10 protein-coding genes, 2 tRNA genes and 1 rRNA gene are annotated in these 12,968 nt (G+C 68.4%); 11 read left to right on the top strand and 2 right to left on the bottom strand.

Features of this window, described 5'->3' with window-relative positions:
- Window positions 1–18 precede the first annotated feature (18 nt).
- Window positions 19–134 (top strand): 5S ribosomal RNA (gene rrf / locus BM140_RS20140).
- 84 nt (window positions 135–218) lie between these two features.
- Window positions 219–295 (top strand) — tRNA-Met (locus tag BM140_RS20135).
- A gap of 300 nt (window positions 296–595) precedes the next feature.
- Here BM140_RS20135 and BM140_RS20130 read toward each other — a convergent pair.
- Both BM140_RS20130 and BM140_RS20125 read right to left on the bottom strand, forming a co-directional pair.
- Window positions 596–1,327, bottom strand: coding sequence for a helix-turn-helix transcriptional regulator (locus BM140_RS20130; RefSeq protein ID WP_091950421.1), 732 nt, complete (start codon window positions 1,325–1,327; stop codon window positions 596–598).
- Between the two features lie 368 nt (window positions 1,328–1,695).
- Complete coding sequence (locus tag BM140_RS20125; RefSeq protein ID WP_091950419.1) at window positions 1,696–2,853, bottom strand: dimethylmenaquinone methyltransferase; 1,158 nt, start codon at window positions 2,851–2,853, stop codon at window positions 1,696–1,698.
- A 182-nt stretch (window positions 2,854–3,035) separates the two neighbouring features.
- Between BM140_RS20125 and BM140_RS20120 the strand changes: the two genes are divergently transcribed.
- The 9 genes from BM140_RS20120 to BM140_RS20085 all read left to right on the top strand — a co-directional run bounded on the left by BM140_RS20120 (window position 3,036) and on the right by BM140_RS20085 (window position 12,899).
- Window positions 3,036–4,658, top strand: a complete 1,623-nt coding sequence (locus BM140_RS20120) for an OpgD/OpgG family glucan biosynthesis protein (RefSeq protein ID WP_091950417.1) — start codon at window positions 3,036–3,038, stop codon at window positions 4,656–4,658.
- Window positions 4,659–4,779: 121 nt separating this feature from the next.
- Window positions 4,780–6,924, top strand: a complete 2,145-nt coding sequence (gene mdoH / locus BM140_RS20115; RefSeq protein ID WP_091950415.1) for a glucans biosynthesis glucosyltransferase MdoH — start codon at window positions 4,780–4,782, stop codon at window positions 6,922–6,924.
- Between the two features lie 110 nt (window positions 6,925–7,034).
- Window positions 7,035–7,643 carry a hypothetical protein gene (locus BM140_RS20110; RefSeq protein ID WP_091950413.1) on the top strand — a complete coding sequence of 203 codons (609 nt, stop codon included), beginning with the start codon at window positions 7,035–7,037 and terminating at the stop codon, window positions 7,641–7,643.
- Window positions 7,644–7,705: 62 nt separating this feature from the next.
- The gene (locus BM140_RS26385; protein ID WP_244535522.1) at window positions 7,706–7,909 is read left to right on the top strand and encodes an SH3 domain-containing protein; all 204 of its coding nucleotides are present in this window, start codon (window positions 7,706–7,708) and stop codon (window positions 7,907–7,909) included.
- Between the two features lie 142 nt (window positions 7,910–8,051).
- Entirely contained in the window at window positions 8,052–8,480 is a 429-nt protein-coding gene (locus tag BM140_RS25530) for a hypothetical protein (protein WP_131803899.1), read from the top strand.
- Window positions 8,481–8,694: 214 nt separating this feature from the next.
- A tRNA-Ser gene (locus BM140_RS20100) sits at window positions 8,695–8,784 on the top strand.
- Window positions 8,785–10,011: 1,227 nt separating this feature from the next.
- Window positions 10,012–10,647 carry an acyl-homoserine-lactone synthase gene (locus BM140_RS20095; protein ID WP_091950410.1) on the top strand — a complete coding sequence of 212 codons (636 nt, stop codon included), beginning with the start codon at window positions 10,012–10,014 and terminating at the stop codon, window positions 10,645–10,647.
- Between the two features lie 93 nt (window positions 10,648–10,740).
- Window positions 10,741–11,328, top strand: a complete 588-nt coding sequence (locus tag BM140_RS20090) for a hypothetical protein (RefSeq protein WP_244535521.1) — start codon at window positions 10,741–10,743, stop codon at window positions 11,326–11,328.
- Between the two features lie 260 nt (window positions 11,329–11,588).
- Complete coding sequence (locus tag BM140_RS20085; RefSeq protein WP_091950407.1) at window positions 11,589–12,899, top strand: glycosyltransferase family 4 protein; 1,311 nt, start codon at window positions 11,589–11,591, stop codon at window positions 12,897–12,899.
- Window positions 12,900–12,968: the final 69 nt, after the last annotated feature.

Raw genomic sequence — 12,968 nt, 5'->3', positions numbered from 1 at the left:
AAACTTGTGCTGCGCCGGCCTGGTGGCCTGAGCGGTGTGCCCAGGACCCGATCCCATCTCGAACTCGGCCGTCAAACGCACCAGCGCCCATGGTACTGTGTCTCAAGACACGGGAGAGTCGGTCGCCGCCAGGCCTGCCCAGCACAAGATCTCACTGACCTCACCCCATTCCCTCGACACCAGCCGATCCGACCGACCCACACGGTCCCACATCTCGGCGCGGGGTGGAGCAGCCCGGTAGCTCGTCAGGCTCATAACCTGAAGGTCGCTGGTTCAAATCCAGCCCCCGCAACCAAACACAACACACAACACACAACAAACTCATCACACCAAGCCCCGTGCACCCGCACGGGGCGTTCTGTCGTTCCGAATCGGTCAAAAGCAGACACAGCGCTTTCGCCGGCCGGGTATGACACGAAGCAGGGCAGGGGAGGGGACTCAACGCCCGTCTCGCTGAACAGGCCTACCGGCAGCACGGCAAGATGCGACCGCGCGATCGATGGTCATGCCCCCTCTGAAAAGGGTGCTCCCTGAATCGTCTTCACTCCGCACCACGAGGACAGCCTAAGACCTCCACCGAACGGTCGAGGCGATCTCAGACGATCAGGCCGCGCCGCAGGCCCTCGGCGACCGCCTGGGTGCGGGTGACGCAACCGAGTTTGACCCGCGCGGAACGGAGATGGAAATCCGCGCCGTGCTGCGAGATGCCCATCAGCTCGCCGATCTCCCAATCGGTCTTGCCCTCGGCCGCCCATTGCAGGCTCTCACGCTCCCGCGGCGTCAGGCCGATGCGCGGACCACTCGCGCCACCGTCGATCAGCAGGGTTTGGCCGACGACGTAGGAGGCGAGCAGTGTCAGCACGCCGCGCTGGGCCGGGCTGAGTTCGAGGCGAGGGCCCGCAAAGGTCAGCCCGCCGCGTTCCTCCTCCAACGTGGCGAGCGGCACGGTGAAGCCGTCCCCGAGGCCGAACTCGCGCGCCTCGCCCATCAGCCGGAGCGCCTGAGGATCGAGCGGCTGCGCGGCTTCGATCTCGCTCCAGGCAAAGCCCGTCGTGCTGCGCAGCGTCGCCTGCACGATCGGATCCTGGTACATGTAGCCTTTCGAGAAGTAGAGCTTTCGCCATTCCTCGGAGGTGTTCTCCAGAATGACGTAATTCTTCTGCGTCCGGGCCGGGAGACGATTTTGGGGAATCATCGCGGAGATGATGTACTCGATCCCGAAGCTGCGCAGCCGCGGCATCAGCGCCCGCAAGATGTCCTCCCGGGAATGCGCCCGATCGAGCGATTTGAGGATATCCAACGTCAGGTCGAGTGATTTTCTGGACATGGCTTGGCGCAATCGAGAAAAAATAATGCAGTTTCATCAGGATAGGTCGGCCCCGACCGATTGAGAAGGTCGGTAAAAATTTTCTTTTAGGTTGGCGTCCGGTGGGGCGGTGGAGAAACGCCCGCGGACCATCCCGGAATGCCCCGGACGCAAACCGGCCGCAAGCCGTGGTGCCTGCTGAGACGGCCGGGCCAGCGTCAATCGTCTTTCGAAGGCGGGAGCGCGGAGGCTCCACGGCACTGCCTGCGGAAGCGCCCGAAATCGAGGGGCGTCCGCACGACCGTCTGGGAGGCGTCGTCCCGAAAGGGTATTTCCGGCCTTCCGACAACGGCCGATGCCAGGCTCCCGGCCCGCCGGGGCCGTTCGCCTCAGCCCTTCCAATTCTTCAGCGCCCCGAACGGGCTCGCCGACGGGTCGGGAGCCGGCGGGTTGAGCACCGGCTCGACCTGAGCGACGGCGTCGGCGAGCGAATGGGCGCTGCCCTGCGGAAGCTTGCCGCCCGCCGCGTCGCGGTGGCCGCCGCCGCGGAAGGCCCGCGCCCCGTCGAGCGCCGTGCCGTCGATCGAACGGAACGAGAGCGTGCCGGCCCGCTGCACGTTGACGACGCGCTTGGCCCGCCCACCCTCCATCACGAGATCGGACACCCGCTGGAACGTGCCGGAATCGAGCCCGAAGGAGAGCAGGGTCCCGTCCGAGAGGGGATGGAACAGGACGTCCGAGCGGGCGAGCATCCGGGCGAGCCGCATCCTCGTGGTCAGCGCCGGGTCGTCGCCGGGTTCGTCCGCCAGCAGGGCATCGACGATGCCGGCCCGCAGCCCGGTTGCGCGCCGCTCCAGTTCGGCGGCGGTCGCGCCTTCCGCGAGGCAGCGCGCGGCGGCGAGCAGCAGATCGGACAGGAAGCGGTCGTGCCGGGGATGACTCGGCGGAACGAGCGGGGACACGCTGTCCCAGAACATCTCGTCGAGGGCCAAGCCGCCGGTGAAGGCCGGGCTGGTCTTCTGCCACAGGTCGAGCGCCTCCACCGCCTCGATCAGGGTGGCGAGTTCCGCCGGCCCCTCGGCGCCCTCGGGGGCGTAGAGGGCGCGCTGATCGAAGGCCATCCGCGTGGCGCAATGCGCCTCGTCGATGAGGACGTAGACGTTCGGGTCACCGAGATCGGTCCGGATCAGGCCCGGACGCTCCGTATCGGGGGCAGGCTCCAGGTTCTGGCGGCGGAGCTGGTCGAGCGAGGAGGCGTGGTGGTCGAGCACCACGAGGCGGTGGCGGGCGCCCTCGTCCCGGCTGCGGTTCATCGCGACGAAGCGCCGGAAGAAGGCGATGGCCGGCTCCTCCAGCCCGAGATCGGTCATCAGCAGCGTCTCGGGCGCCGACGCCTTGCGCAGGCGCTTCAGCTCGTCCTCGACCACCGGACCGACATCGCTGTAGCGGGCGACGTGGACCACGCGCGAGACGGGCGCGAGGCTCGCCGCCACGGTGGAGGCGCCGTAGCCGTCGAGGTCGTTATGGGTGATCTGGACGAGGGTCATGCCGCCTCCATAAGCGGATGGGGGCCCGAAGGCCACGCCGGATCGATGCCGCGAGCGGGCGGAAAAGCAGGCTTGGCCTTGCCATCCCTGCCCTGGCGGGCAAGACCGTCCCGCAACCTTAACACCGGGTTCAGGCGTTGAGGGGCTATCTGCGGCCAATTCGATTTCGAACCGGCGAGGGCATGACGCATCCGACCGACCTCACCCGCCATGCCCGATCCCTCCCGCAGGCGGGCCTGAGCCGCCGCGGGCTGATCGGCGCCGCCGCGAGCGGTGTCGCCCTCGCCCTGCTGCCGGCAGGCGCTTCGGCGCAGGAGGCGGCCCCCGCGTTGCCCGCGGCGGGCTCGCCGTTTTCCGACGCGACCGTGCCGGACCTTGCCCGCGCCTACGGCAACCGCCCCTTCGCCGCGCTCGCCACCGACGACGTGCCGGAAAGCCTGAAATCGCTCTCGCGGGAGCAGTACGAGGCGATCCGCATTCGCCCGAACGATCTGATCTGGGGCGGCGAGCCGCACGGCTTCGCCCTGGAACCGCTCCTGCGCGGCTTCTACTACACCGACCGGGTGGCGCTGTTCCTCGTCGAGGACGGCGTGGTGCGCCCCGTATCCTACGATCCGGCGCGCTACGACAGCGGCGGCGCGGCCCTGCCCGAGGCCGCCAAGGGAACGGGAACGACGCCGGGCTTCTCGGGCATCCGCATCCGGGCGAAGGTCGGAGAGGCGCATCAGGATTTCGCGATCTTCCAAGGCGCCTGCTTCTTCCGCCTCGCCGGCCTCGACCAGATCTTCGGCGTCAACGGCCGCGCCCTGATGCTGCGCCCGGCCGATGCCCGCGGCGAGGAATTTCCGCGCTGGCGCGCCCTGTTCATCGAGCGCCCGAAGGCGCCGGGCGCTCCCCTGGTGATCCATGGGTTGATCGATTCCGAATCGCTCGCCGCGGCCTTCCGCCTGGAACTGACGCCGGGTGAGACCGCGAATGCCGCGATCCAAGCCACGCTGGTGACGCGCAAACAGATCGACCATCTCGGCCTCGGCGGGATGCAGGCGCCGTTCCTGTTCGGCCCGCACGACCGACGCGGCGCCGACGACGCCCGCGCCGCGGTCTACGCCGCAAGCGGCCTCCAGATCCGCAACGGCGGCGGCGAGGCGATCTGGCGCCCGGTGCGCAACCCCGAGACGCTGCAGATTTCGAGCTTCGTCGATACCGGGCCCAAGGGATTCGGCCTGATTCAGCGCGACCGCGCCTTCGAGACGTTTCAGGACGACGCGCATCCCTGGGAGCGTACGCCCTCGCTCTGGGTCGAGCCCGGCGAGGCGACCGGCGTCGAGGGCCTCTGGGGGGAGGGCGCCGTCACCCTCATCGAGATCCCGAGCGACGCCGAGATCAACGAGAACGTGATCGCCTATTGGCGCCCGAAGGCGCCGGTGCCGGCGGGGACCGAGATTCGTCTCGGCTACCGTCAGGCCTGGGGCCGCGAGCCGGAGATCGGACCGATCGCCCGCGTCAGCGGCACCCGCAGCGGGCGCGGCGGCGCCGATCCGCGCCGCCTGTTCATGGTCGACTTCACCGGCGACATCCTGTTCACCCCCGAGGGCAAGGCGGTCCCGCTGGAGACGGTGCTGATCGCCGGGCCCGGCAAACTGGTGGAGGGCGCGACCCGCTGGTACGTACGCCCGGACCGCCGCACCGTCCGGGTCGCCTTCGAGCTCGACCCCGCCGGGGCCAAGGCGTGCGAGCTTCGCCTGGCCCTCAAGACCGAGGGCCGGCAGATCACCGAGACGTGGCTGTACCGCTGGACGCCGTGAGCGTTCGGCGCCGCACGCCCTACCTTTCTTGCGGATGAAGCCTCCGCTGCGCTGCCGGGCCTCACGGCGCGCGGGAACTTCCAGAATACTCGGCCCGGCCGCCGGTCCGACCGGAGAGACGATGTCACAGACTGCCCAGATCGCCCGGGATGTCGCGTCCGCGCTTGCCCTCGCGCCCGCCCCCGCGATGCCGGCGCGGGCGCCGCTCGCCATGCCGGTGCAGGATCTGCACGCCGCACCGAAGCCGGCCCGCCGCGGCGGCGGCGGCCCGCTGCCCGCCCGGCTGTTCGTGTTCGGCGGCGCCCTGCTGCTCACGGCCTACGGCGCGTGGCAGATGTACGAGGTGATCTCGGTCTCCGGTGGGGCGACGTGGCTGCAGTACCTGCTGCTGGTGCTGTTCGTCCTGAACTTCTCCTGGATCGCGCTGGCCTTCACCGGGGCGCTCGTCGGCTTCGTCACATTGCTGCGCTCGGGCGCCGCCGGGCCGATGCCGACGCGGCTCTCCACCCGCACCGCCGTCGTCATGCCGGTCTACAACGAGGGCAGCGCGCGGGTCTTCGCCGGGCTCCAGGCGATGCACGAATCCGTGGCGGCGACGGGTCTGGGCGCGCATTTCGACTGGTTCGTGCTTTCGGATTCGACGCAGGCCGACGCCTGGGTCGCCGAGGAGCGCGCCTTCCGCCAGCTGCGTGAGGAGCTCGGGCCGGAGGCGAGGCTGTATTATCGGCACCGCGAGAAGAACCATCACCGCAAGGCCGGCAACATCGCCGGCTTCGTCACCGGTTGGGGCGCCGCCTACGACCACATGCTGGTCCTCGACGCCGACAGCCTGCTCACCGGCGAATGCATCCTGCGCCTCACCGCGGCGATGGAGGCGGATCCTGACGCCGGCATCGTCCAGAGCCTGCCGCTCATCATCAACCGCAACACCCTGTTCGCCCGGCTCCAGCAATTCGCCGCGCGCATCTACGGGCCGGTCATCGCCACCGGCCTCTCGGTCTGGTCGGGCCGCGACGGCAATTATTGGGGCCACAACGCGATCATCCGCATGCAGGCCTTCGCCGAGGCGGCAGGCCTGCCGGATCTGAAGGGCAGCCCGCCCTTCGGCGGCCACATCCTCAGCCACGACTTCGTCGAGGCGGCGCTGATCCGCCGCGCCGGCTGGGGCGTCACCATGCTGCCGCGGCTCGCCGGCTCCTACGAGGAGAGCCCGCCCTCGCTGATCGACCTCTCCGTGCGCGACCGACGCTGGGCACAGGGCAACCTCCAGCATGCCCGCGTCATCGGGGCCGCCGGGCTCGCCCCGGCCTCGCGCCAGCATTTCGCCACGGGGATCGCCGGCTACGTCGCCTCGCCGCTCTGGCTGGCCCAGCTCGTGATCGGCTTGATCATCGTGCTCCAGACCGCCTGGGTCCGCCCCGAATACTTCTCCGCCGAGTTCGGCCTCTACCCGGTCTGGCCGCGCTTCGATCCGGTGCGCGCGCTCCAGCTCTTCGCGCTGACCATGGGCATCCTGCTCGCCCCGAAATTCCTGGGACTGATCCTCGCCTTCCTCGACGCGCGGATCCGACAGGCGAGCGGGGGCGCGGGGCGCCTGACCCTCTCGTTCCTGATCGAAATCCTGCTCTCGGCTCTGATCGCGCCGATCGCGATGGTGGTGCAGTCGGGCGCGGTGTTCCAGATCCTGGCCGGGCGCGACACCGGCTGGAACCCGCAGCGGCGCGACGACGGCTCGATCCCGCTCGCAGACATCGTGCGTCGCCACCGCTGGCACACGGCGCTCGGCATCGTCACCGGCATCGGCGCCTTCGCCATCGCGACCTCGCTGTTCCTGTGGATGTCGCCGACGATCCTCGGCCTCGTCTTGGCCATCCCGCTCTCCTGGGCGAGCGGTCAGTTGGCGCTCGGCCTCGCGCTCAAGCGCCGCGGCCTGCTCCTCACGCCGGAGGAAGAGACGCCGCCGCCGATCGCGCTGCGCGCCGGCGAGCTCGCCGCCCGCAACGCCGCCCGCGGCTTCGACGACGCGGACGCGCTCGCGGCGCTTCACGCCGACCCGGAGCTGGCCCGCGACCACGCCGCGATGCTGCCCGAGGGCCGTGCCCGCCCACGCGGCCAGATCGACCCCGACCATACGCTGGCCCGCGCCAAGATCGTCGAGGCCGAGACCCTCCCCGAGGCGCAGGGCTGGCTCACGCCCAAGGAGCGCTTCGCCCTGCTCCACGACCGCGCCCTCCTCGATCAGCTCATCCGCCTGCGCCCGGCCTAGATTTCGGTTTTCTGCGACAAGCCGGCTTCCACCCTGTCGAACCGATGTTCTAGTCTTTTCCATAGGGGACGGAGCCGACGTCGATGGCGATACGGGCTGGGATTTTGGGATTGGTGTCGGCGCTCGGCCTTCCGGGAACCGCCATGGCCCAGGCATCGCCGCCGCCACAGATCCTCGACTGCACGGAGTTCTCGAAGAAAACCGACGAGGCCGCGCTCGTGAAGCGGTTCGGGCGCGAGAACGTCGTGACCGCCAAACTCGACGGCGCCGAGGGAGAAACCGTGCCGGGTACCGTCGTCTATCCGAAGGACCCGAGCCGGCGCCTCGAAGTCACGTGGTGGGATACGGCCCGGCGCCGGGGCCTCTCGGGCATCACGTTGCGCGGCCGATCCGAGTGGACGGTTCGCACACCCGGCCAGGCGCGCGATACGGTGGGCCTGCGGACCGGTCTGGCCGAACTGGAGGAGGCCAATGAGAAGCCGTTCCGGATCAGCGGCTTCGGCTGGGATTACGGCGGCTACGCCACGAGCTGGAAGGGCGGCAGGCTCGATCACATGGCCGGCGGGTGCAGCCTGTCGATCCGCTTCGATCCAGATGCGAAGGCCCCAGAGAAGGCGCTTGCCAAGGTGACGGGCGACAGGGAGTTCGGCTCGTCCGAGCCTGCCCTGCGGGCGGTCAAGCCGGTCCCCTCATCCATCACGGTCGGCTGGCCGGAATGAGGCCGATCACATCCATAGGGATGCAGCGAGGAGCGATGCGAATGTCGAGGAGAAGGGGAGGTTTGGCGTTGCTGCTGGCGCTCGGCGCATCGAGCGCAGCGATGGCTCAGCCAACGCTTCGGGTCATCGATACAGCGCCCAACGACGTTCTCAACGTGAGGGAGTACCCGACTACGGACGCTCGCATCATCGGTATGATCCCACCGGACGGTCGCGGCATCATTCCGACCGGCGAGCGGAACGGCAATGGGGTGTTCGTCCGCTAAGGCAAGGTCGAAGGCTGGGTGTCTCGGCGTTTTGTCTATCCGGAAACGCCGCCAGTCCGAAGAGGCCGAAGCCTTGATATCGACGAATCGAACTGAGACATAATTTGCGACACGAAAGCAATTTTTACCGGAGACATTCCACATGAGGATCGTTTCTATATTGGTCGCGCAGTCAATTTTACTATTCCCTCTCACGGCACAGGCGCAATGGAACAATCCTGCACGCAAGTCATTAAAATCTATCGTTTACAAGAAAATTGGCAAAGCAAGTGACATTGAATTGATCCCATTCTTTGGGGATCACAATGGAGACGAGGTCGAGGACGCACTCATTTTTTCCTACCACTCCGATAAGGCCGGTGGTAATTCGACATCTCTCGACGTATTTCTGTTCGATGGCAAGCCGGGTGGCTTCACGTTCAAGCGCCACGTCGCCGATATCTACGGTTCCTCACCGCGCGCTGCCGTCTTCTCGAATGGAAGTATTAAAGTGACTTTGACGACGCTCGGCCCCGACGATCCGCGGTGCTGTCCAACCTCCCAAAAGACCTACACGATCCCGACGCGTTGAGCGGGAACGTCCCGTGGCTTTGAGGAGAGATTGCCTCGACCGGCGCGCCTCACCCGCACCGGCCGCGTGTTGCCGGGGATGCCGGAGCACGCAACCGCGAAGGTTGACGCTGCCTTCCGAGAGGCCATAGACAGGAACGCTGGTCGGGACGGCAGCGAACGCAATCTCCGGCACCAGCAGCCGGAGCCGATTTCTCCAAGCTCGGCAGAAGCTTGGAAGGGTGGCCGAGTGGTTTAAGGCAGCGGTCTTGAAAACCGCCGTGGGGGCAACTCCACCGTGGGTTCGAATCCCACCCCTTCCGCCAGATTTAGATAATATCGATTTATTCCAATCATTTACGCCAAATATGCCGATAGGTCGCACAGATCGGTTGATGTCGAGCGACGGCTGTCCCTGAGGATTCGATCCGTCGCGACGGGGTATCGGACATCAACTTGGCCCGGCCGCCGCTGGAATCGGAGAGGGGCGCAGCTCGACGCCAGCACTTCGGGCACAGAACCCACGCCGCCGTGCGAATCCCACGCTGGATCGCGAACATCGGCCTGAAAGGTGGTTTCCGACTTTCGGAAAAAGACGATGCGGTTCGAGGATACACAGCATCGTCCTGGCCCCGGGATCCACCACGAGGCTCTAGACCCGCTTGAGTGCAGACCTGATCCGTCCGATCGCCGTGACGGGCTTGTCACTCAAGGGTGGCTCCGAGGAGATCTTTATGATCTTCGTCTTGGCCGCCCCTGAAATGATGGCCCTCAACTCTCGCTCGCACTCGACCGTGTCGTCAAACTTTCGTTCGCTCCTGGCGATCACGACACCGGCTTCGGTCTCGAGTCTCCATCTCCAAGGCACGCTGCCATTACCGGGTCTCTCAGGGTGTACGACGAATTTCATTGCAACCCTATCCGATTACAATCACACCGACGACGTATAAAGTACATCGTCCATGCAATCCGCGCCAGAGCCTGAAAAACGCCTTGCCCGCATTTGGGACACTCGGTCAATCGGTGGCGCCGAAAGGCCCGTCGGCACCGCGATAACGGCGCCTCGCGGGATCACGCCCTACCGCTGAAGCGAGCGCGGCTTCGGAACGGCGACTTCCCGCGCATCGGTGCGGAGCCCGCTCGCCCGACACCGCCCGACCTCGCCGGGACGCGGGTCTCGGCCGCCGCAGCGCAGGGACGACCCGACACATCGCCCCATGCCGAGGGGAACAAATTACCTTAAGTTGATAATTTTCTATCTTAGGTTTGCAAGAACGCCGCAACCCTTCCGGAACACCGGTACCGCCGACGTGGCGTCGTGCCGGTTCTTCGTCCGTCTCCATCGCAGCCCGTGTCAGTTCTCGCAAAACCCGACACGCACGACTTGAACCGGCGATGCAATCCAAGATAGAGACTACGGCAAGACGACAGCAGCATCGGCCGTGACATCATTCATGCCGACAGCGTTCGTGCACGAACCCTACGAGATCCCGTAGTTCCGGCACTTCACTGATTTTGGGACGACTTCTTCGGATTTGCGAAGAGGTGTCGCCATGATTCACGTCGTGACTGCGGACAACATGCAAGACTACGCCGGCGCCATGGACCAGGCGTTCCGGCTGAGACACCGGGTCTTCGTCGAGGAACTTGGCTGGCGCGACCTCGCCCGGCCGGACCGGCGCGAAATCGACCAGTTCGACGACGAGCACGCCGTGCATCTTCTTGCGCTCGACGAGAACGAGGCCGTGCTCGGCTATTCGCGCCTGCTGCCGACGACCCGGCCCTACCTGCTACCGATGGTGTTGCCGCAGCTCTGCGAGGGCACGCCGCCCTCGGGCCCGAACGTGGTGGAATGGGGCCGCATCTGCGTGGCCGAGAGCGCCCGCACCTCGGGCCGGCGCCTCAACCCGACCGCGCTCGCGCTGATGACCGGCATCGTCGAGTGGGGCCTGCCCCGGGGCGTGACGAGCTTCGTCTCCGAGATGCCGACGAGCTGGATCCTGCGTCTGCTCCAGCTCCACCTGCGGGCGGTCCCGCTCGGCCTGCCGCACGAGATCGAGGGCGAGGAGATCGTCGCCGTCGAGGCCGCCTTCGACCGGCGCTCCCTGCGCCAGCTCCAGAACAAGCGGGGCGACGTCCGCTCGGTGCTGGCCCCGCCGCGCACCAGCGTGGTGCAGCTCGCCTCTTGATGGCCGGGGCGCGGGACCCGCGCCCCGAACCTTCCGAATTTTTTGGCCTGACGCATCCTGCGCGGGGGGGGACGTAACGTGAAACGCAGACGCATGGGTGCAGCGCGCGGCGCGGCGCCGGGCCTGGTCAGAACCCTGGCGGAGGCCGGGCTGGCGGGCACCTGGGAATGGGACCCGCCCTCGGGACGCTTCCTCTTCGACGAGGGGGCTGCGGAGCTGATGGCGGGGGATGCGAGCCTCGCCGGCCGCCCGCTTCAGAGCGAGCGGGCGACCGCCGGGCTCGAGGAGCGGGATGTCGAGCGCTTCCTCGACGCGGTGCGCCGTGCCGCGGCCGAGGACGACACCGTGCTCGTCGAGCTGCGCCCGGCCGGCCTTCCGCGCCCGCGGCGGATTCTGTGCCGCGGCCGGATCCTGCGCGACGAGCGGGGCCGGCCGATCCGCGGGGAGGGGACGCTCGTGGACGCCGCCGAGGTCGGGCCCGAGGCCCGCGACCTGCTCGGGCTGAACGAGGATGCCGCCGGGGCGGCGATCGACGAGGCGGCGCGCCTGCTCATCGAGGCCCGCCGGGCCATCGACGCGACCGGCAACCCGCATCTGCGCGACCTCGTCGACGTGGTGCTGCTCGAAGTGGCCCGCGCGATCGCCAACCACGCCCCACCGACCTCGCCGGTGCGGCATTGAGGCATCGTCCCGCGCGGTTTCCGGGTGTCGGAGAACGACGACGCGGCACGAACGTGAAGGGCATCGTCCGGGATCCGGCCTCCGGGACGATGCCCGGCCGCCCGGCACCGGCGGACGTCGATGGGTAATGGCCCATGCCGGCGGTCGCCTGCGCCTGAAAAGCGTTCTAAAGAAGCTCCGCCGGCTCCTGTCTCGGAGCGCGGCGGGGTCGGGCCCGGTGCGGCGCTCCGGCCCCACGGACGGTCCAGCTCCGAGTGTCCATGCCCGCGCGCCCCGTCGCCGTCGACCTGACCCGCCTGATCACCCGCCTGCGCCATGCCAGCCCGACCGGCATCGACCGGGTCGATCTGGCCTATGCCCGGCATATGCTCGGGGGCGGTGGCGGCGAGGCCGAGCGGTTCGGCCTCGTCTCCACCGCGATCGGCCCGAGAATCCTCGAGCGCGGCGCGGCCCTGGAGATCGTCGAGGCGGTGGCGTCGGGCTGGGTCGAGGACGTGACCGCCGAGGACGACCCGGTCTACCGGGCGCTGAGCGACACCCTGGAGGCCGGCGACGCGCTCCGAGGCGGACAGGGCGGACCGCCCGAGCCGGGGCGGGCGGCGTCCTGGCCGCGCCGCCGGCTCCAAGCCGCCACGAGCCTGCGGGCGTGGCGCGCCGCCGGCCCCGAGCGGCTGCCGCAGGGGACGGTCTATCTCCACACCTCGCATCTGCGGCTCGATCGGCCGGGCCGGTTCGACTGGCTCTACGACCGGCGCGACGTGCGCCCGGTCTTCTTCGTCCACGACCTGATCCCGATCTCGCATCCCGAATACGGCCGCCCCGGCGAGGCCGGACGCCACGCGGCCCGGATGGACACGGTGGCGCGCCACGCCGCCCACGTATTGGTCAACTCCGCCGATGTCGGCGAGCGCTTCACCCGCTACACCCTGGCCCAGAACCTCGGCGCCAAGCCGCTGACGGTGGTTCCGCTCGGGGTCGAACCGGTGTTTTCCGCCACGACGGAAGAGGCCGGCGCGGCGCGGCGCCCGACCTTCCTCGTCTGCGGCACCATCGAGCCGCGCAAGAACCACCTGCTGCTGCTCAATCTCTGGCGCGACCTCGCCGAGCGGCTGGGGGAGGGGACGCCGCGCCTCGTGCTGGTGGGGCGGCGCGGCTGGGAGATCGAAAACGTCGCCGACATGCTCGACCGCTGCCCGGCGATCCGGGCTTATGTCAGTGAGGTGGTCGGGCTGACCACTCACGGCCTCGCCCGGCTGATGCGCGACGCCACCGCGCTGCTGATGCCCTCCTTCATCGAAGGCTACGGCCTGCCGGTGGTCGAGGCGGCGGCGAGCGGCCTGCCGGTGGTCGCCTCCGACATCCCGGTCCACCGCGAGATCGCGGGCGACTTCGCCCAGTTCCTCGATCCCCTCGACGGGCCGGGCTGGATGCGGGCCGTGCTCGACTTGAGCGAGCCGGGCTCGCGGCTGCGGGCGGATCTGGCCGGACGTCTCGACGGATACGCCGCGCCGAGCTGGGCGGCGCATTTCGAACGGGTCGAGGCGGCGCTCGCCGCGCTGCCCGAGGCATGAGCCGGGGCTCGCTTTGCGTTCTGCGACCGATGGGACACGGAAGAAAGCGGCCTGTCGCCGGCTCCGACT

It is taken from the genome of Methylorubrum salsuginis, assembly GCF_900114375.1.
Taxonomy (GTDB): Bacteria; Pseudomonadota; Alphaproteobacteria; order Rhizobiales; family Beijerinckiaceae; genus Methylobacterium; species Methylobacterium salsuginis.
Note: the sequence above shows the minus strand (reverse complement) of the source record. Positions and strands in the feature narration are given on the sequence as shown.

Excerpts from the sequence above, each read along its gene's own strand:
- BM140_RS25530 (WP_131803899.1), top strand. The coding sequence starts at position 8,052 with ATGAGGATCGTTTCTATATTGGTCGCGCAGTCAATTTTACTATTCCCT.
- mdoH (WP_091950415.1), top strand. The coding sequence starts at position 4,780 with ATGTCACAGACTGCCCAGATCGCCCGGGATGTCGCGTCCGCGCTTGCC.
- BM140_RS20125 (WP_091950419.1), bottom strand. The coding sequence starts at position 2,853 with ATGACCCTCGTCCAGATCACCCATAACGACCTCGACGGCTACGGCGCC.
- BM140_RS20120 (WP_091950417.1), top strand. The coding sequence starts at position 3,036 with ATGACGCATCCGACCGACCTCACCCGCCATGCCCGATCCCTCCCGCAG.
- BM140_RS20090 (WP_244535521.1), top strand. The coding sequence starts at position 10,741 with ATGGGTGCAGCGCGCGGCGCGGCGCCGGGCCTGGTCAGAACCCTGGCG.
- BM140_RS20130 (WP_091950421.1), bottom strand. The coding sequence starts at position 1,327 with ATGTCCAGAAAATCACTCGACCTGACGTTGGATATCCTCAAATCGCTC.
- BM140_RS20085 (WP_091950407.1), top strand. The coding sequence starts at position 11,589 with ATGCCCGCGCGCCCCGTCGCCGTCGACCTGACCCGCCTGATCACCCGC.
- BM140_RS20095 (WP_091950410.1), top strand. The coding sequence starts at position 10,012 with ATGATTCACGTCGTGACTGCGGACAACATGCAAGACTACGCCGGCGCC.